This window comes from Rhizomicrobium sp., assembly GCA_037200385.1.
GTDB lineage: Bacteria > Pseudomonadota > Alphaproteobacteria > Micropepsales > Micropepsaceae > Rhizomicrobium.
The window spans coordinates 1,570,023-1,588,196 of record JBBCGL010000001.1; the positions used below are offsets into that span (position 1 = coordinate 1,570,023).

The 18,174-nt window shown below is 66.8% G+C and carries 15 protein-coding genes; 5 read left to right on the top strand and 10 right to left on the bottom strand.

The window, feature by feature from the left end; genetic code table 11:
* The first annotated feature begins 73 nt into the window (after window positions 1-73).
* From WDM91_07360 to WDM91_07370, 3 genes are all read left to right on the top strand, one after another.
* Entirely contained in the window at window positions 74-688 is a 615-nt protein-coding gene (locus WDM91_07360; protein MEI9994395.1) for a TetR/AcrR family transcriptional regulator, read from the top strand.
* Between the two features lie 93 nt (window positions 689-781).
* Window positions 782-2,212, top strand: coding sequence for an amidase (locus WDM91_07365; GenBank protein MEI9994396.1), 1,431 nt, complete (start codon window positions 782-784; stop codon window positions 2,210-2,212).
* Window positions 2,213-2,254: 42 nt separating this feature from the next.
* Window positions 2,255-3,403: a diaminopropionate ammonia-lyase gene (locus WDM91_07370; GenBank protein ID MEI9994397.1), complete on the top strand. Its 1,149-nt coding sequence runs from the start codon at window positions 2,255-2,257 to the stop codon at window positions 3,401-3,403.
* 10 nt (window positions 3,404-3,413) lie between these two features.
* Here the strand turns inward: WDM91_07370 and WDM91_07375 are convergent, their stop codons facing one another.
* From WDM91_07375 to WDM91_07395, 5 genes are all read right to left on the bottom strand, one after another.
* Window positions 3,414-4,154, bottom strand: a complete 741-nt coding sequence (locus tag WDM91_07375) for a TetR/AcrR family transcriptional regulator (GenBank protein ID MEI9994398.1) — start codon at window positions 4,152-4,154, stop codon at window positions 3,414-3,416.
* Window positions 4,155-4,167: 13 nt separating this feature from the next.
* A complete protein-coding gene (locus WDM91_07380) occupies window positions 4,168-5,754 on the bottom strand; it encodes an AMP-binding protein (GenBank protein MEI9994399.1) in 1,587 nt (528 codons plus the stop codon).
* Window positions 5,751-7,397 carry a carboxylesterase family protein gene (locus tag WDM91_07385; GenBank protein ID MEI9994400.1) on the bottom strand — a complete coding sequence of 549 codons (1,647 nt, stop codon included), beginning with the start codon at window positions 7,395-7,397 and terminating at the stop codon, window positions 5,751-5,753. Before WDM91_07385 ends, WDM91_07380 begins: the two co-directional genes overlap by 4 nt.
* Window positions 7,394-8,728 (bottom strand): MFS transporter, encoded by a 1,335-nt coding sequence (locus WDM91_07390; protein ID MEI9994401.1) that lies wholly within the window; start codon window positions 8,726-8,728, stop codon window positions 7,394-7,396. The genes WDM91_07385 and WDM91_07390 overlap by 4 nt, the downstream gene beginning before the upstream one ends.
* Window positions 8,729-8,812: 84 nt before the next feature.
* Window positions 8,813-11,215 carry a TonB-dependent receptor gene (locus tag WDM91_07395; protein MEI9994402.1) on the bottom strand — a complete coding sequence of 801 codons (2,403 nt, stop codon included), beginning with the start codon at window positions 11,213-11,215 and terminating at the stop codon, window positions 8,813-8,815.
* A 230-nt stretch (window positions 11,216-11,445) separates the two neighbouring features.
* On the opposite strand from WDM91_07395, the gene WDM91_07400 reads away from it, so the two are divergent.
* Window positions 11,446-12,264 carry a phytanoyl-CoA dioxygenase family protein gene (locus WDM91_07400; GenBank protein MEI9994403.1) on the top strand — a complete coding sequence of 273 codons (819 nt, stop codon included), beginning with the start codon at window positions 11,446-11,448 and terminating at the stop codon, window positions 12,262-12,264.
* A gap of 14 nt (window positions 12,265-12,278) precedes the next feature.
* Here the strand turns inward: WDM91_07400 and WDM91_07405 are convergent, their stop codons facing one another.
* The gene (locus tag WDM91_07405) at window positions 12,279-12,554 is read right to left on the bottom strand and encodes a hypothetical protein (protein MEI9994404.1); all 276 of its coding nucleotides are present in this window, start codon (window positions 12,552-12,554) and stop codon (window positions 12,279-12,281) included.
* 386 nt (window positions 12,555-12,940) lie between these two features.
* On the opposite strand from WDM91_07405, the gene WDM91_07410 reads away from it, so the two are divergent.
* Window positions 12,941-14,386, top strand: coding sequence for a class I SAM-dependent methyltransferase (locus WDM91_07410; GenBank protein MEI9994405.1), 1,446 nt, complete (start codon window positions 12,941-12,943; stop codon window positions 14,384-14,386).
* A gap of 77 nt (window positions 14,387-14,463) precedes the next feature.
* On the opposite strand, the gene WDM91_07415 is transcribed toward WDM91_07410, so the two are convergent.
* From WDM91_07415 to WDM91_07430, 4 genes are all read right to left on the bottom strand, one after another.
* Window positions 14,464-15,897: an ATP-binding protein gene (locus tag WDM91_07415; GenBank protein ID MEI9994406.1), complete on the bottom strand. Its 1,434-nt coding sequence runs from the start codon at window positions 15,895-15,897 to the stop codon at window positions 14,464-14,466.
* 128 nt (window positions 15,898-16,025) lie between these two features.
* Window positions 16,026-16,328, bottom strand: coding sequence for a PqqD family peptide modification chaperone (locus WDM91_07420; protein ID MEI9994407.1), 303 nt, complete (start codon window positions 16,326-16,328; stop codon window positions 16,026-16,028).
* Window positions 16,325-17,221: a sulfotransferase domain-containing protein gene (locus WDM91_07425; GenBank protein ID MEI9994408.1), complete on the bottom strand. Its 897-nt coding sequence runs from the start codon at window positions 17,219-17,221 to the stop codon at window positions 16,325-16,327. Before WDM91_07425 ends, WDM91_07420 begins: the two co-directional genes overlap by 4 nt.
* Window positions 17,218-18,147: a hypothetical protein gene (locus tag WDM91_07430; protein MEI9994409.1), complete on the bottom strand. Its 930-nt coding sequence runs from the start codon at window positions 18,145-18,147 to the stop codon at window positions 17,218-17,220. The genes WDM91_07425 and WDM91_07430 overlap by 4 nt, the downstream gene beginning before the upstream one ends.
* Window positions 18,148-18,174 lie beyond the last annotated feature (27 nt).

The following is an 18,174-nucleotide window of genomic DNA, read 5'->3' on the forward strand; positions in this document are numbered from 1 at the left end:
GGTTGGAGATCGTCGTGACCGCGAAGCGGCGGAGCATGGCGCGGCGAGGTCGCGCAAACGGAACGGGAAGAGCATGACGCGCACAAGGCCGGCCGAGGTCCGCAAGGAACAGCTCCTGAAGGCGGCGCGCGCCGTTCTGGCCAAGAAGGGATTCGCACAGATGCGGGTTTCCGACATCGTCGAAAAGGCCGGCATGAGCCAGGGTTCGTTCTATCTGCACTTCGCGTCGAAGGAAGCGGTCATTGCCGAGCTGTTCCGGAGCATGATCAACGACGCACTCGCGATGATCGAAGCGACGCATTCGCCGGAACAGGACATGGAAACGGCGCTGCGCAACACCGTGATGTCCTACTATAAGGTCTGCTTTCAATATCGCGACGTCCTGGAAAGCACCGATGGCGGCGCCGCGCATGGGATGGACCGCCAGGCGTGGAACGAGATGTATCGCCCGACGAACGAGTTCGCGCTGAATCTCGTGCGGACCTGGCAGAAGCGTGGCGACGTCAGTCCCGATGCGGATCCCAACGTCGTGTCCTGGCTGATCATCGACTCCGTCAACGGCGCCATGGGCCGCCTGTTCGGCCATTCCGGCAACCGCGTTTCCAAAGACTATGAAGCCTATGTGGTCGGCTGGATCCTCGCCGCCCTGCGCAGCTTTCAAGGGCCCTCGAAGAAATCCCGGTCTTGACGACGTGCCGGGACGTCCAGGGGCCTGCCCGACCCAATGAATAACTGTCAGTCAGTGCGTCGCAAAGGTCTCGAACCGAGGAACGAGTCGCAAATGAAACTGGTCGAATATGCACGATACGACGCCTTGGGCTTGGCGGAGCTGGTCCGCGCCAAGCAGGTCTCGCCCTCCGAATTGCGCGCCGCCGCAACCGAGGCGAGCGCCCGGCTCAACGGCGAGCTCAACTTTCTGGTCGGCGAACCGGTTGCCCTCCCCTCGCCTGCCCCGACCGAGGACGTGCCTTTCGCGGGCGTGCCGACGCTCATCAAGGACATCGGCGCCGCGGTGGCCGGCCTGCCGCAGGAGATGGGCTGCGCGTTGGCGCAGGGCCTCACACCCGATCGCGATTCCGAACTGACGCGCCGTTTGCGCGCAGCGGGTTTGGTCATCATCGGCCGCTCGGCGACTCCCGAACTGGGCGGGACCTTCACGACGGAGCCGAAAACGACCGGCGCCACGAAAAATCCCTGGGATCTCACGCGCTCGGTCGGCGGCTCCAGCGGCGGCGCCGCGGCCGCCGTCGCGTCCGGCGCGGTGCCGGTCGCACATGCCGGCGACAGCGCAGGCTCCATCCGGGTGCCCGCACATTGCTGCGGCGTGTTCGGCCTGAAGCCCACCCGCGGCCGCAATCCGACGGGGCCGCAGGCCGGCGAGGTCAATGCCGGCCTCACGGTCGCGCACGTCCTCACGCGAACGGTGCGCGACTCGGCGGCCGTGCTCGACGCCACTGCCGGCCCCGATGCGGGATGCCGCTACGCCGCGCCGCCGTCCGGCGGCACGTTTCTTTCGGCGGCAAGGCGGGCTCCGGCCCGGCTGCGCATCGCCGTCTCGCTCGGCAGCCCGCTGGCCGACCGCGTTTCAAGCGATGTCCGCGACGCGGCGCGCGCGACGGCGACGCTTTGCGCCCGGCTCGGACATCATGTCGAGGAGGCCGCTCCGTCCTTCGATCCGGAGACGTTCGTCGAAACGCTGGAGACCATCTGGTGCGCCAACATCCATCACAGCGTTCGCAAGCTCGAAGCGGCCACCGGGCGCAAAGCGGACCGCGACACGCTCGAGGCGTCGACCCTGGCGATGACACGGCTCGGCGCGGAGATCTCGTCCAACGCCTATCTCGGCGCGCTGGACCGGATGAACGCGATCAGCCGGCAGATCGGCACGTTCTTCGAGACATACGACGTCCTGGTGACGCCGACCCTGTCCCAGGCGGCGCCGAAGCTCGGCGTGATCGACGCCGACGCGCCTGTGACCGACATGGCGCGCTATCTGCGTGATCTGCTCGGCCTGGCAGCGTTCACGGCGCAATACAACATGACCGGCCAGCCCGCGATGACCATGCCGCTCCATCAAAACGCCGCCGGCCTGCCGATCGGCACGCAGATGGTCGGACGCTACGCCGCGGAAGAGGCTTTGTTCTCGCTCGCCGGCCAGCTCGAACAGGCGCTGCCGTGGCGCGACCGGCATCCCGCCATCGGCATCTTCTGACGGCCCCCTCACATGGAATTGCTTCACAATCCCCGAAAGCGCATGGCGAGCAACCCGATGCCGCCGGCGGTCGCGGCGCTCGGCATGGCTGCCGCACGCGAGGTGCTGGGTTTGCTCGCCTGCTGTCCTGTCTACAAGCCGACGCCGCTATGGCATCTGGATGCCTTGGCCGCGGAGCTCGGGCTGGGCGGTGTGTTCTTCAAGGACGAATCCTATCGGCTCGGGCTGAACAGTTTCAAAGCGCTGGGCGGCGTATACGCCATCGCCGAAATCCTCCGCGGCCGCGCCGAACGGGAAACCGGCCGCACGATATCGCCGCGCGATCTTCTTTCGGACGACGTTCGCGGGATCGCATCGGAGATGACCTTTGCTTGTGCGAGCGACGGCAATCACGGCCGCTCGGTGGCGGCCGGCGCCCGGCTGTTCGGCGCCAGATGCGTCGTGTTCCTGCACGAAGGCGTCAGCGCCGCCCGACGCGACTGGATCGCGCAGCTGGGCGCGGACATCCGCATCGTCCCCGGCACCTACGACCATTCCGTCGAGGAGGCGCGCCGCGAGTCATTGCATCGCGGCTGGACGCTGGTGCCCGACACCGCGGAACAAAGCGACGCGGAGATTCCCCATCTGATCATGCGCGGCTACACGGTTCTGATCGACGAAGCGATCGCCCAATTGCCGCGACCGCCCACGCATGTGTTCGTCCAGGCCGGTGTCGGCGGTCTTGCCGCGGCCGTAACGGCCTATTGCGGAAACCGCTTCGGACACGACGCGCCCCGCATCGTCGTGGTCGAGCCGGAGCGCGCCAATTGCCTGCTGGAGAGCTGCCGGTCCGGCGGGCTTCTGGAGATTCCGCAGACGGAACCGACGATCTACGCGATGCTGGAATGCCTGCGTCCTTCGCAGCCCGCCTGGGACATCCTGGACACCGGCTGCGACGACTTCCTGGACGTCCCCGACGCGCTGGCCGTGCCGGCCATGCGGCGCCTGGCATTTCCGACGGCGCCGGACCCCGCGATCGTCAGCGGCGAGTCCGGCGCGACCGGTCTCGCCGGCCTGCTGGCCGTCTGCGCACGCGAGGTTTGGTTCGATGCCCTGGGGCTGTCGCGGGCCGCCACGGTGCTCCTCATCGGCACGGAGGGCGCGACCGACCCCGAGCAATATGAGCGCCTGGTCGGCAAGGCTCCGACCTGACGCAGCCCGCTCAGCGCCTCTGGCCATCCTTGTGACGGGCATGGATCGCAAGGAAGCCCGCCGCCATGAAGGAGGCCATGCGGTCCTTGACGGCGACGAAGTCGTCCGACTTGCAAAGCCCGGCCGAGAGCTTGTCGATACGTCCCGTCCGCGCGAGCGTGAGCATCAGCGCGCCGGTGACGAAGTGATAGCCCCAGAAGATGTCTTCCTCCGCGCTGTCCGGAAGCGCCTTCTTCAGAAGTTCGATCAGCCGCAGCACCACCGGGTCGAAATGCTCGTCCATCAGTTCGGCGCCCCATTGCGGGGTGTTGGCGACCTGGGCGCCGAGCGCACCGTAATTCTTCCAGCTCTCGCCGCCTTGAATGTAGAGGTCGAGATCGGTGTCCAGGAACGCCCGGAGCGCGCCTTCGACGGTCGGCCGGCCTTTCGTCGCCGCGTCATAGGCGTTGAGCGCCTCCATGCGTCGCGTGCTCGTGACCGCCGCCCGGCGGGCGAAGACGGCATCGAACAGCTTCTTCTTGTCGTCGAAATAATAGTTCAGCAGCGTATGATGCGCGCCGACGAGCTTCGCCACGTCCTTGAGCGTCACGCCATGGAGGCCATGTCTCGAGAACAGCAATTCCGCGGCGTCGAGGATCTGCTCCATCTTATCCGCCCGCTGCTGCACCTTGGTGGGGCGGCGGCGGGATTTTCCGTCTTCAGGCGCGGCGCGGGTTTTGCGCGCCGGGGTGACGGCGTTGGGCGATCGCATGCTGGTCTCGTGTTCAATCGCCGCCATATTCGGCCCTCAAGCGCATCTTGTCGACCTTGCCCGTGGGCGCCAGCGGCATGCGCGGAAGACGGATGATCGCGTCGGGAATCCACCACGACGCGACTGCGCCGCGCAACGGCGCCAGCAACGCCTCGTCGCTGATCGCCTGCGCGCCGCGCGTCTCCACCAGCAGGATCGGCCGCTCGCCCCATTTGGGATCCGCGCGTCCGATGACCGCGGCGAGCGAGATCTCGGGAAGCGTGCTGACGATCGCTTCGATCTCGGCGGGGTTGATCCATTCGCCGCCCGACTTGATCAGATCCTTGGCGCGGCCGGTGATGATCAGATTGCCGTCCGGATCGATCCTCGCGAGATCGCCGGTCGCGAACCAGCCGCCGGAATCCGTCGCGCATGTCTCCTCGCCGAAATAGCGCGCGACGGCGGCCGCGCCGCGGACGCGCAGATGTCCCTCGACACCGCGCTGATCGGGCAGCGCGCGGCCTTCGGCATCGGTCAGCAGGAGATCGACGCCGACCGCGGGACGGCCGGACGAGGCAGCGGACCGCACCGGCTCCCCCGGCGGCGAAATCGTGCCCAGCGGCGACAGCTCGGTCATGCCCCAGCTGGTCTGGACGGTCACGCCCAGCCGGCGTTCGATGCGCGCCATCAGGGCCGGCGGCAGCGCCGCGCCGCCCACGATGATGCGCCGGAGCGTCGCCACCTCGCCGCCGCCGGCCTCGAGATGCTCCAAGAGCCCGAGCCAGACGGTGGCGATGCCGACGCCGATCGTGACGCCTTCGGCATTGATCAGATGCGCCAGGCTCGCGCCGTCGCTCTGGCGGCCCGGCAACACCAGCTTCGCGCCCGCCGCAGGCACGGCGAAGGGAAGGCCCCAGGCATTGGCATGAAACATCGGCACGACCGCGAGCACGCTGTCCGCCGCGGTGATCGCCATCGCATCGGCCTGCAGCAGGCGCAGCGTGTGCAGGAAGCTCGACCGGTGCGTATAGCTGACGCCCTTGGGCGCCCCCGTGGTCCCCGAGGTGAAGCACAGCCCGGACGCCGTCGTCTCCGCGAACTCGCCCCAACGCACGCCGTCCTCGGCCGCGGCGATCAACGGCTCGAGTGCAGGCGCAGCCTCTGCACCCGGGGCGGCAACGTCTTGTGGCACATCGATGACGAGCAGCCGTTCGAGCGACGGCACGCGCGCAGCAATTTGCCGGGCAAGGGGCGCGAGGTCCGCGCTCGCGATCAGGATACGGGCCTCCGACTGCGCCACCATCGTGGCGAGCTGCGCATCGGTGAGGCGGGGATTGAGCGTGTGGCAGACCGCCCCCATCCCCATGACCGCGTACCACACCTCGACATGGGCCTGTGTGTTCCACGCCAGCGTCGCAACCCGGTCGCCCGCCCCGATCCCGAAATTCCCGAGCACGCCCGAGACCTTCAGGCTGCGCGCCTTCAGCGCGGCATAGCCGATCCGCTCGATCCGGCCGCCTTCGCGCGCCGTCACGACCTCGGCGCTCGGATGCCATTTGGCGGCGTGCTCGAGGAATTTGTTGAGCGTGAGCGCAAACGGCTGCATGTCGCCGTCGATCATTGGCACTCCGGTGATGCGGCGGGAAGCGGCGGTGAAACGAGGCCGATATTCCAGTTCCAGGCGATGCCGCCCTGGACACGGCGCCGGCACACCACTTGTTCGTTCAACTCGTACATGCCGGGCAGAAGATGCGTGCCGGGCCGCGGCGCGTCTTCGAAAGCCATATAGGCGCGATCGCTGCCATAGGCCGCCCACTGCGGCTGGCCGGCCGCGCGCGGCGCGCCGTCGCGGGCGAATGCGGTCCAGTAGCCCAGAATGGCGTCCGTCAGGTTCGTCTCCGCGGCCGTCGCCGGGATCTTCGGCCAGAGCGGCGCGGTGCGGTCGGTATTGCCGAACACAAAAGGGAGCTCGCTGGCGTGGAAGGCATGAAGACCGGCATCATCGGCCGCGGGATATCCGTGATCGAAGTAATAGAGAAAAGCCGGCGCGCCCAGCGCGGCCTGCTTGGCGACGAGCCGCTCGGCGGTCCAGCCATAGAGCGCGTCCCGTGTCGTCCTCAGGATGCTCTCGTTCAGCGTGGCCGCGGGGTATTGCTGCAGGAAGTCGTGGGCGAGATCGCCGTAGCGGGCGCGGATCATGGCCGTATAGCTCGCCGGATCGGGCGGCGGCGGCGGCGCCAGGATGCGCAGCGAGCGGATCTCGCCGCTGTTGAAGCCGGCGAGGATCGGTACGCGCGCCTGCTCGCCCCGATCGAACGTCTCGACGAGCTGGCGCGGCAGGATTTTGCCGTCGACCGTCCCGAACGGCCCATACCCCGCTTGCGCCGCCGCATCGGTGAGCGCGACGGCGTCCATCGCGCGCAGCCCCGCGAGATCGGCCGCGCCCGCTTTCTTCGTGAGCCAGACGCCGACCGCCTCGGCCGGCGGATCGCCGAAGCGGCTGTCGCGGAGTTCGGGCGTCGAGATCGTATAGGCGCTTTCGGCGATCGCCTTCGAGAACAGGCCGCGTGCCTCCGGAGAGGCCAGGAGATAGACGACACTGAGGCCGCCCGCCGACTCGCCGGCGATGGTCACGTTCGCGGGATCGCCGCCGAAGGCGCCGATATTGTCCTTGATCCAGCGCAGCGCCGCGATCTGGTCGAGCAGGCCGTAATTGCCGGAGACGCCGAGCGGCGACTCGGCGCTGAGCGCCGGATGGGCAAGCCAGCCCAGGACGCCGAGCCGATAGTTGATCGTGACCACGATGACGCCGTGCGCGGCCAGGCGGGCGCCGTCATAGAGCGTCTCCCGGCTCGATCCGCCCCAAAACGCGCCGCCATGGATCCAGACGAAGACCGGCGCATTATGCGCGTCGGCGGGCGCCCAGACATTCAGCGTCAGGCAATCCTCGCTCATCGGCACCGGATCTTCGGAGTAGATGGTCGAGAGTGCGCCTTTGGGTTGGACGCATTCGGGTCCGTATGCGGTCGCCGCTCTGACCCCCGTCCAGCGCGGCATCGGCGCGGGCGGCTTCCAGCGCAAGGCGCCCACCGGCGGCAAGGTATAGGGGATGCCCTTGAAGACATGCAGCGCGCCTTCGATCTGTCCCTTCAATGGACCGGCCGGCGCGTCCAGAACCGGTGTCTCGTCCGCGCGCGAGGGCGAGGCTATGGCAAGGCTGGCCACCGCGGCGACGCTGAGGATGAGACGACGCAAGGCGATCATCGCGGTGACTTTCCCATCGTGAGGTCTTCGTTGCGGAGCACGCGCGCCAGCCACAGGAACAGCACGATCGCAAGGACGTAGAACGGCACGAGCGCATAATAGGCGAGCTGAAGCGAATTGTGCGGATGGCTCGCATGGAAGAAATCGCTCGCCGCACCGACGAAGGTCGGGCCGACCCCCATGCCGATCAGGTTCATGACCAGCAGCAGCAGCGCGCCGGACGTGACGCGCTGGTCGGGCCGCACTTCCTCCTGCACCAGCGTCACCGACGACGACAGGTAGAAGTAGTTGAGGAAATACGGGCCGATCATGAAGGCCAGCGCCAGCGGCCATGTCGGCGCCCGGATGAATCCGACGAAGAACGGGATGGCGAGCGTCAGCGACGCGGCGGGAATCAGGGCATAGGCCTGCCGGGAGCGTCGCGTGAACCGGTCGATCACCCGGCCCGAGACGATGATGCCGGCACTCATCGCGATCCCGACGGCCAGCGCGGCATAGATCGCGACCTCGTGCAGCGTCATGCCCTTCTCGCGCATGAGAAACAGCGTCGAGAAGTTTCCCGCGCCATAGGTGATGATCTGCGTCGCGCCGCTCGCGAGCGCGGCGAGCACGAGCGCCGGCTTCGAGAAGAACATCACGATCGTCTGCCCGAAACCGGACGCCGCGGCGCCGACGGAGGGCGCATCGAGGCCGCCGCGCCGCGGCTCGCGAACGGACAGGATGACGAGCAAGGCCGCGAACAGGCCGACCGATCCCAGGACGACGAATGCCGCGCGCCAGCTATAAGCCGCGGCAATGGAGGCGCCGAAGGCGGTCCCCAGCGCCGCGCCGATAGGCGGACCCAGATTGTAGAGGCTGAGCGCCGTGCCGCGGCGGCCCGACGGGAAATAGTCGGAGATGATCGCATAGGAGGGCGGCACGCCGCCCGCCTCGCCCACGCCGACCGTCATCCGTGCGGCAACGAGTTGGGGATAGGTCGCGGCGGCACCGCACGCCATCGTCGCCGCGCTCCACAGCGCACAGGCGATGGACAGGACCCAGACCCGGTTGGTCCTGTCGGCGATCCAGCCGACCGGAATCGAGATGAAGCAATAGAAGAGCGCGAAATAAAGACCGCCGATCAGGCCGAGCTGCCCGTCGGAGACGTGCAGGCTGTCCTGGATCGGCTTGGCCAGGATCGACAGCAGCGACCGGTCCAGGAAATTCAGGACATAGACGAAACACAGGATGCCCAACACGATCCAGGCGCGCGCGCCGGGCCGCGCGGCCGAGACGGCCGAAGCGGTGCCCGGACGTCCAGCCGCATGGGGCGGTCTCGTTGCGGCGCGCATCTCAGAAATCATGGCCCATGCGGAATATGACCGGGAAAAGATTCGGCTGCCGACGGGTTGCGCCGGCAGCCGACAGTTCGGGGATCAGAACACCTTCAGCAAGCGCACGCCGAACTGCCGCGGCGGGCCGGCGAAGTCGAGACCGGAGTTCATCGCCGCGACATAGTGCTGGTCCGTCAGGTTGGTGCCGTACAGCGTCCAGGTCCATTCGGCGGTCTTCCACTCCAATTGCGCACCCAGAAGATGGCGCGCATCGAGCAGGTCGCCTTCGAGCGGGTTGTCGAACAGCGACGCCCATTGCCCGCCCTGATAGGCGAAGCTCACCCGCGGCGTCAGCGTGTCGCCGCCGTCCAGATGGAACATGTATTGCACGCCGATGTCGCCCGACACGCTCGGTGCATAAGTCTGCGGATGTCCGCCGATATACACGCAATTGGGATTGCCCGGATTGCCCGCCACGGGATCGCAGGTCAAGCCGGTCTTCCACTCCCGGCTGTCGACGGCATAGAATCCGCCGAGCGACGAGTGCAGCAGGCCTATTCCGGCGCTGGCCGAAAAATCGCCGAACGCCGCTTCGATCTCGCCTTCCATGCCGTAGATGGAGGTCGTGTGCGGAACGTTGATTTCACGCCCGAAGGTCGGGATCAACGGATAGGCGATGGTGACCTGGAAGCCCTTGTACTGGTTGTAGTAGCCGTCGAGCGTCGTGCGGACATGGCCGTCGAACAGGGTCGCTTTCCAGCCGCCCTCGTATTCCGTGACACGCTCGGGACCGAACGGGAGAGCGGGATCGCCGACATAGGCAGGGAGGTTCAGGCCGCCGGGCTTGTAGCCGGTCGAGATGAAGGCATAGAGGAAATTGTTCTCGTTGAGCTGCCAGTTCAGCGAGCCCTTGTAGTCCAGGCTGTTCGAGCTCGTCGCCTGATTGGCCGTCAGCAGCGTGCCGTACTGCGCGATGTCGACGACGTTGTGCGACCGGTTCGTCGACCAGCGGCCGCCGAATTGCACCTCGAACGAATCCGTCAGCTTGTAGCTGAGCTGACCGAACGCCGCCCAGGCGGCGTTTGCGTTGGTGCCCTGGAGCCCATAGGAACCGGTTTGTCCGGATGGCGCGGTGGGCGGCGAGGTGACGAAGTACGGGGTGCCGATCCAGAACTGATAGGGCTTCTCGAAGTTGTAGCTGTCCGACTGCCCGAACACGCCGAAGATCCATGTCAGGCGCTGGTTGTCGGGCGATATCAGGTTGAATTCCTGGGAATAGATGGTCTCGTCCACCCGATCGAAGAACGTGTAGTTGTTGGCCTGGACGCCGTAGATCGTCAGATTGGGCAGCCCGCCCATGTCCGTTCCGTCCAGGTCTGCCGTGTAGTTGGTGTTGCCCTGCTGGTAGCCGGAGACCGAGCGCAGCGTGATGCCGCCCGGCAACACGTAGTCGATCTTGAGAACCGAGCGCACGAGCCGGTCGAGAGCCGACTGCGGTGAATTGGCCGTGATGTGGAACAGGTCGTTCTGCTGCGGATTCGGCCGGAAGACGGTCGAGCTGGGGTCCGACGCGCCATAGCCCAGCAGGACCGGCACCATGGTGCCGACCGGCAGGCGATCCGTGTACGGATCGGCCGGATAGGCGCCGTTGTCGAGATAGTCCACGTCGGTCTTGAACGAAACCGTCAGCGAGTCGGTGGGTGTCCACAGGACGCTGACGCGGCCGGCGCCCCAGCGCTGGTCGCCCGGATTGAAGCCCGGCTTGCAGCCCGCATATTTTGCCCCCGGGCAATTGTCCGGCGCGGAGGTGAAGTAGCCGGGCGCGGTGTTGGCGGTCGTGGTCCGGTCCTGGATGCTGTAGAAGCTGCTGCGGCTCTCGCCATTGGCGGCGACGCGGACCGCCAGCGTGTCGCTGATCGGGATGTTGAGCGCGCCCTGCAGGTCGACGTCGTTGTAGTTGCCGTATTGGGCGAAGCCGTAGCCGTCATAGCCGCCGCCGATCTGCGGATTGTTCGAGGTAACGAACACCGCGCCGCCGGTCGCGTTCTGGCCCACGAACGTGCCCTGGGGGCCGCGCAGCACTTCGACGCTCGCGATGTCGTAATAGGGCTCTTCCGTCAAATAGCCGGGGAAGGTCGGCACGCCGTCGCGATAGGTGATGACGCCCGTCAGGGTCTGGCTGTTGTGCTCGCCCTTGCCGATGCCGCGGATGTTGAAGTCGATGCCTTGGCCGAAATTGTTGATCGTCACGGCCGGCGAGACGAATTGCAGGTCGTCGACCTTGAGCACGCCTTTGTTCTTCAGCTCGTCTCCGGCGATGACGTCGGCGGAGATCGGCGAGCTCATCAGGTTTTCCGATCGGCGCTCCGCCGTCACGACCACGGTCTCGAGCTGCCCCGCCTGATCGGCACTGTCCCCGCCGCCCTGAGTTGTCTGTGCTCGCGCAGGCATGCACGGCGCCGACAGCGCGACGGCACAAGCCGACGCGAGAAGAATTGCCCTCATCTGATTTCCCTCCCGAACGCGTCGATCATGAGTGCCGACGCTCCAACGTCGCGATGGCAACCCATAACGCGGCCATTGTCAATACTCACTCACACGGGAGTTAATATCATTCCGACCCCGATAGCCTCGCGGATATAGACATAAGTACCGCCTGGAGCTTCGACGTCCCACCTATTGCCGCGCTTGCGAGAATGTTGCTCCCGGTGCGCTTGCGCGCTTAGCATTCCGCGATGCTGACGCGCCGCCACGGCAATCTGAAACTGCGTCGGGAGCCCGCGCCCGCGGCCTCCGAGCAGCTCGAGCGCAACGGCTATGCCCTGATCCGCAACGTGCTGGACGCCGAGAGCGTCGCGGCCCTGGCGGCCGAGATCGCGGCGGTGTTCGAGGCCTCCGGCACCGACCGCGAGCGCGATGCACGCGACGAATTCCGTTACGGCATGCTCAACCGCTCGGCGCTGGCACAGAAGGCCGTCGCGAGCCGCGCCATCCTCGACGCGGTCGAGCCGCTGCTCGGCGAGGATTGCCACGTCATCGCCAACACCGCGTGGCGCAACGCGCCGGGACATCGGGGCGGACGCTGGCATGTCGATGCCGGGCCGCATGTGCCGCGGCCGGAGAACGTGCCGTGGCCGGACGCGATTCCCTATCCGGTGTTCGCCATCGGCGCGCATCTCTTCCTTGAAGACTGCACCGTCGCGCACGGCCCCACCGCGGTGCTGCCGGGCTCCCACCGCTCGGGCCGCGCGCCGCCGCGCGACCGCCAGGACGATCCCGACCTCACTTTCGAGAACAAGGCGCCGGTGCTGCTTCCCGCAAGGGCGGGCGACGCGATCCTGTTCGTCTCCGACGTCTGGCATCGCGGCACGCCGGCCCAGGACGGACACCGCCGCTTCTTCCTCCAATGCCATTACGGCCGCCGCGACATCGCACAGCGCATCCGCACGACGGCAGAGGTCAATCACCTGATGCCCGAAGCGATCGCACGCGCCCGGACCGAGCGCGAACGCACGCTGATCGGCCTGCACCCGGCGTTCTTCTACGACGGCTGATCGCCGTCGCCCGTTCAAATGTGGATCAGCTCGGAGCTGACGGTGCGGCGCACAGCCGATCTGCCCTCGAGCAATGCATTGAGTGCGGTCACGAGGCGGTGCAGCTGCAGGGTCTCGATGACGTCGTCGAGCGCGAGATAGATATCGAGTTCCGTCGCCTGCGCGACCACGCTCATCTCGCGGATCGGGCAATGGCTCCGCAGAGCCGTTTCGCTGCACTCGACATCGCCCTTGAGGGCGATCATCCGCGCCGCCTCGCGCTCTTCGACTTTCACGCGATAAAGAAACATCGCCGCCTCGCATCGACTGCGGGACGATGTTATCGCCGCGCCCGCTAAGGATCGGCTATCGCGATACGAAGTATTTTACGCGTCGTACGGCCCCCGCGCCGGAAGTTCCCGCGCGTTAAGCGACTCAAATTGCACAACCTTTTGAATCCCTTGGCACGAAATTTACCAAGGTTAACGGGTAACCCTACCCCTCCCCCAAAATAGGGGGTGCGCATCCGATTGATTCCGCTGACTCTTTCGGCTATTAATGTTTCGTTAACGCTTTCACCGGTGACCGGACGACTCAACGGCCGGCGCCACGGGGTGATGGAAAAAGGCGTCCCGCAACAGGGGCGCCGCGGGGTGCCTTCAGGAGGAGACCGAGTTGTTCTCACAGAGGTGCCGCCATGCTTGCGTATGAAGAGCTCAAGGGATCGACGGGACGTCAGATCCGTTTCCGCCCGCCGCGCTACGACGCGCGCCGGATGTTTCCGAATCTGGCGCCGCGCGTGCGCGTGCGCTCGTCGGCCTTTCGTCTGCACGACATCAGCCTCGGCGGCCTCGCCGCGCTGTCGAAGCAGAGCCATGACGACCTGCCCGAGGTCGGCGAGACCGTCGCGCTGTCCATCCAGCAATCGGGCCTGCCGATCTTCGAGAGCACGGCGCGGGTCTGCCGTTCCGAGAGCACGGTGTTCGGCTCCAAGCTCGCCTTCAACTTCGTCGACCGCTTCGTCGAGTTCGACAAGCTGCTGACCCGCAACACCCAGGCGCAGATCGCGGCCCGGGCGCCGGCCTTCGCTTCGGAGTCCGTGCAGCTCGTGCCGCTGGAATACCGCGCCTTCTGTGCCGACGTGCTGAAGCTGCTGCGCTCCTATCGGATGGTGCTGGAATCCAATTCGGCGGTGGCGAACGAATTCCGCCACGGCCTCGACCAGGTCGAGGCGTTCGAGACCTGCGAGCCGCGCCTGATCCAGCAATGGCGCGCGCTGTGGCGCACCGGCAACGACCTCACCCTGCCGCTGATCAACGACCGCGAAGTCCGCGAGGCGGCGAAGGAGTTCACCGAGCTCGTGCTGACGCCCGAATTGCGCAAGGGCGCGATCTGGGACCGCTCCTACGCCAAGCCGCTCGGCTATCCCGGCGACTTCGAGATCATGAACCAGGTCTATGACTGGGAACGCCTCGGCACCGACGCCTATGAGATGCTGATGCATCGCGTCGGCCTCGAAGTCGCCGAGTGCATTCGCACCCGCATGGAGGTCGTGCGCACCCATATCGCCGACGTGGTGCGCGAGCGCGGCCACGACCGGCCGGCGCGCATCACCAGCCTGGGCAGCGGCCCGGCGCGCGAGGTGGGCTCCTATCTGAGCAGCCACAGCGCGGGCGGCCATCGCGTCGAGTTCTCGCTGATCGACCAGGAAGAATCGGCGCTGCTCTATGCGCATGAGTCGACCTATCCCTATGTGCTGAACTCCGACGGGCGGATCAAGGTGCAGGGACTCAACATCTCCTTCACCGACATCCTGCGCGGCAACGAGGCTTTCGCCGGCCTGCCGCCCCAGGATCTGGTCTATTCGGTCGGTCTGCTCGACTACCTGACCGACCACCGCGCCAAAGCGCTGGTCGGCCAGCTGTTCGACCTCTTGGCGCCGGGCGGCCTGCTGATCATCGGCAACATGAACGAATGCCCGCTCAGCAATTACTGGCCGATGGAATACATCACCGACTGGACGCTGCATTATCGCGACGATGCCTGCATGACCGCTTGGGCCGACGGCCTCAACGCGGCCAAGGCGTGGACCGAGACGGAGCGGACGGGACGCGTGCGGATGCTGTTCATACGCAAGGCTTGAGGCGGCCCTCGACAGGCTCGGATTGAGGGACCCGCTCAAGCCTGAGCTTGTCGAAGGATGAGCCCGTCCCCTGCGGTCTATACCGCCTTCAGCATGCGCTTGATCGGCGGGGCGCGCAGGCGCTCGGGCGGCAGCCGGACCGTGACGGTGGTGCCCTGCGAGACCTGGCTGGTGATCGTGAGCTCGCCGCCGTGCAGTTCGGTGAGCTTGGCCGTCAGCGGCAGGCCCAGGCCGGTGCCGCCATGGGTGCGGGACAGCACGTTCTCCACCTGCTCGAACGGGCGGATGACGCGGGCGATGTCGTCCGGCGCGATGCCGATGCCGGTATCGGTGACGCGGATGTAGATCCCGCTGCCCGGCTCCGCCGCGACGCCGAGCGTGACGCGGCCGCCTTCGCGGGTGAACTTGATCGCGTTGGTCAGCAGGTTGAGCACGATCTGGCGCACGACGCGCTCGTCGACGCTGGCATAGAGCTGTTCGCCGCCGCCGGTGAAGGAGAGCTCGACGCCGCCCGCCGCGGCGCGTCCGCGGCACATGCGCATGGCATCCTCGAGGCAGCGCACCAGGTCGATCTCGTCCTCCTGCAGCGTCAGCTTGCCGGCCTCCGCCTTGGCGAGATCCAGGATGTCGTTGATGATCGCGAGCAGGTGGTTGCCGCTGTCGTTGATGTCGCCGACATATTCGACATAGCGCTCGTTGCCGATCGGCCCGAAGAGCTGCTTCTTGAGGATGTCGGAGAAGCCGATGATGGCGTTGAGCGGCGTGCGCAGCTCATGGCTCATATTGGCGAGGAACTCGCTCTTGGCGCGGTTCGCCTTGTCGGCCTCCAGCAGCAGGACGTTGGCGGCGGCGTTCTTGGCTTCGATCACCTTCTGCGCGCGATAGGAGCGGCGGACATACGTCTCCTGGATGTAGCCCGAGAACAGCCCGACCGCCGTCGCCATCACCAGGAAGAAGTTGTTGTTGAGGTAGTCCTTGAACGGGATCGGATTGATGACCAGCGAGACGACCTGGTAGAGGCCGACCAGCGTCAGCGAGATGATCACCGAATTGATGAAGCGCAGGCGCACCAGCGAACTGCCGTAGATCACCACCATGATGAGGCCGGCATAGTAGAGGCTGTTGAACGGGGCCGGCATGATCGCCGTCATCACCACCACGCCGAGCCCCGGCGTGATCATGGCGGTCGAGATGACCCGCTGGGAGAACGTCTCGAAGGACGGCACATAGGTCAGCGCCGCCGAACCCAGCAGGATCGGGCAGACCACGGCGTAGCGGATGAACCAGAGGATGCCCACCAGCGAGCCGCCGACCACCGCATCCAGCACCCCGAAGGTCAGGTACAGCATCGCCGCGGCGACGAGATAGGTGCGGATCAGGGGGCGGGATTCATTTATGCTCTCGACGCGGAAGCGCTCCTCGATCGCCGGATCGCCGAAGCGCAGACGCAACCGGTCCAGATCGTAACCGCTGTCGGCCGATCTCGAAGTATCTTGTGTCGGCGCCTGCATCCGGATAACCAGCGGACCTGATTATGGTGTTCCCGCCGTATCATCCCCAGCCCGAGTAAAGATTTGCATAGCGCTCAGGGTTAACGGAAATTTGCCCCGTTCACGCAATTTCAACCCTTGGCGCTTCGCTAGCCGGCGGCCGGCGTCAGATGCACCGCGCCATGCGCGGCCAGGTCGCGCAGGAACGCAACGACCTCCGCTTCGACGACGTCGCGCGGCGCGTCGTATTCGGCTTCCAGGGCATCGCAAAGCGGCGCCAGCGCCAGCGGCTCGGCCAGGAGTTCCCAGATGCGGCTGCCTGTTTCGGTCAAGCCGATATAGCGGCCCGTGCTGCCGCTCATCATGATCAGCTCGTCGCCGACCCGCGCCGTGAGCCAGCCCTCGGCGCGTGCGATCCGCGTCCGCGGCGTCAGGTCCATGTCGTCGCTCATCCGCCCATTCCCCCCTGCTGCAGGAATTTATAGCCCAGCCGGCGCATCATGGCTGCATGGTCGGCCTCGATCCGCGCGATCTGCGGCGGCGACAATTCTTCGCGCCAGGCCTCCGCCTCGCCGCGGCGGAAGAACAGGCCGCCATGAGGCGAAGTCCATTCGCGGAATCCCTTGGCGCGCTCCTGCGCCTGCAGCCGCGCGAAATCGGCGAGGCGCGCCGCCTGCCCGGCTTCGGCCGGCGTGATGTCGCGGCCCGCAAAGGCCAGCGCGGCGCGCAGAACCCCCGGCGTGTCGGCCTTGAGCGCCTCATAGCGCACGAGATGCACCGGCACATCGCTCTGGTCGAGCCAGCTCGCGACATGCGAGCTCCAGCTCAGCAGCTTCTGCCGCAGCTGGACGCCCAGCCGGCCCGAGACGCCGCCGAACACGTTGTTCTCCGAGCCCAGCGTCTCGATCGCCGCGTCGATGCTGCAGCCCAGATGGTTGGCGAGCGACGGCGCCACCGCCCGCGGATCGCGCACGATCACGATGGCCCCCTGCGCGGCGCCGAGCAGCGGCCGGCCGTCGGCGTTGCGCGTGTAGGCGTCGTGGACTTTCATGATGCGCGGCCACGGACCGTTCGCGATCTCGCGCGAGGCCGAATAGTCGCGATAGTCGCCGCCGGCGATGGTCTCGAACACGCTGGGGCGCAGGAGATCGACCTCGTCCGGCGTCAGCAGGCTCGAATCGAGCATCGTGATGTCGTCGAAAGGGTAGCGCGCGCTCGCCACCGACATGTCCTCGTTCGGATCGTTGATGTCCGTCTCGCCCTGCCCCGCCAGGTTCGACAGCAGCAGCCGGAACCAGGTGTTGCCCGATTTGGGATAGGAGGCGAGCCAGACCAGACCGCTCACCGCGCCGTCTCCAGCAATCCGAGCCGGCGCCAATGCGCCGCGAGCATGTCCGCCACCTCCGGCATCATGGCGAAATCGAGCGGCCGGGTGAGCCGGAACAGGCCCGCGTGGCGCTGCAGCGACGAGGATTCCCGGAAGAAGCGATCGGCGAGGCCCATGATCCGCATCAGGCGCGGGCGATAGGCGTTGCGGCGCAGCAGGATCGCGGCATCGAGCGGCGAAAGCGGCTCGATGCCGCGCGCCAGCGACGGCCGCTCGCGCCGCAGCATGTAGATCGCGCCGATCGGCAGCGCGTCCTCGACCGCCGCCGACGACGGCTCGACATAGAACTTCTCCATCTGCGAGCGCACCGCCGCGCCCTTGTGCTCCGCCACGTCGAGGCGCTCCACCGCGTCGGCCCAGAGCTTCAGCATCCTGCCGTCGGGCACGATGGTGGGCCGGCCGTCGGCATCCGAGCCGAGGCAGCAGACATCGTCATTGACATGCGCGAACCCCCGCGCCCCCAGCGCCGCGGCGATGGTCGACTTGCCGGCGCCCGAGGGGCCGCAGAACAGCACGGCTTTTCCGCTCACCGACACGGCGCTGGCATGCAGCACCATCTGCCCGCGCTGGTGCAGCAAGATCCCGAACGCGCTGCCGAGCAGGAAGATCGCGGCATCGGCCTCGCTGGTGCCGCCTTCGGTCTCGAACAGGATCTCGCGGCCTTGCGCGATCAGGAAGCGGGCCACGCCGGGAACACGCAGCATGAAGCGGTCGTCCGTCATCGCCCAATTGGGACCGCGGTGAGAGGCCTCGCCAAGGGTGGCGGGGACCGCGCCGCGGCGCACCCGCACGTCCGGTGCCGCACCGGGGGGCGGCGCGGCGATAGCGCCCGGGAGATCGAGATCGGAGACCACGGTGTAACCGCACACCCGGTAATGATGCATGCCGCCTTTGCCTTGTCCCCAACGTGT

What these genes read in the sequence shown, in the direction of transcription:
- WDM91_07395 (MEI9994402.1), bottom strand. Translation starts at nt 11,215, where the DNA reads ATGAGGGCAATTCTTCTCGCGTCGGCTTGTGCCGTCGCGCTGTCGGCG.
- WDM91_07360 (MEI9994395.1), top strand. Translation starts at nt 74, where the DNA reads ATGACGCGCACAAGGCCGGCCGAGGTCCGCAAGGAACAGCTCCTGAAG.
- WDM91_07380 (MEI9994399.1), bottom strand. Translation starts at nt 5,754, where the DNA reads ATGATCGACGGCGACATGCAGCCGTTTGCGCTCACGCTCAACAAATTC.
- WDM91_07420 (MEI9994407.1), bottom strand. Translation starts at nt 16,328, where the DNA reads ATGAGCGACGACATGGACCTGACGCCGCGGACGCGGATCGCACGCGCC.
- WDM91_07400 (MEI9994403.1), top strand. Translation starts at nt 11,446, where the DNA reads ATGCTGACGCGCCGCCACGGCAATCTGAAACTGCGTCGGGAGCCCGCG.
- WDM91_07430 (MEI9994409.1), bottom strand. Translation starts at nt 18,147, where the DNA reads ATGCATCATTACCGGGTGTGCGGTTACACCGTGGTCTCCGATCTCGAT.
- WDM91_07405 (MEI9994404.1), bottom strand. Translation starts at nt 12,554, where the DNA reads ATGTTTCTTTATCGCGTGAAAGTCGAAGAGCGCGAGGCGGCGCGGATG.
- WDM91_07375 (MEI9994398.1), bottom strand. Translation starts at nt 4,154, where the DNA reads ATGCGATCGCCCAACGCCGTCACCCCGGCGCGCAAAACCCGCGCCGCG.
- WDM91_07415 (MEI9994406.1), bottom strand. Translation starts at nt 15,897, where the DNA reads ATGCAGGCGCCGACACAAGATACTTCGAGATCGGCCGACAGCGGTTAC.
- WDM91_07390 (MEI9994401.1), bottom strand. Translation starts at nt 8,728, where the DNA reads ATGCGCGCCGCAACGAGACCGCCCCATGCGGCTGGACGTCCGGGCACC.
- WDM91_07365 (MEI9994396.1), top strand. Translation starts at nt 782, where the DNA reads ATGAAACTGGTCGAATATGCACGATACGACGCCTTGGGCTTGGCGGAG.
- WDM91_07410 (MEI9994405.1), top strand. Translation starts at nt 12,941, where the DNA reads ATGCTTGCGTATGAAGAGCTCAAGGGATCGACGGGACGTCAGATCCGT.
- WDM91_07370 (MEI9994397.1), top strand. Translation starts at nt 2,255, where the DNA reads ATGGCGAGCAACCCGATGCCGCCGGCGGTCGCGGCGCTCGGCATGGCT.
- WDM91_07385 (MEI9994400.1), bottom strand. Translation starts at nt 7,397, where the DNA reads ATGATCGCCTTGCGTCGTCTCATCCTCAGCGTCGCCGCGGTGGCCAGC.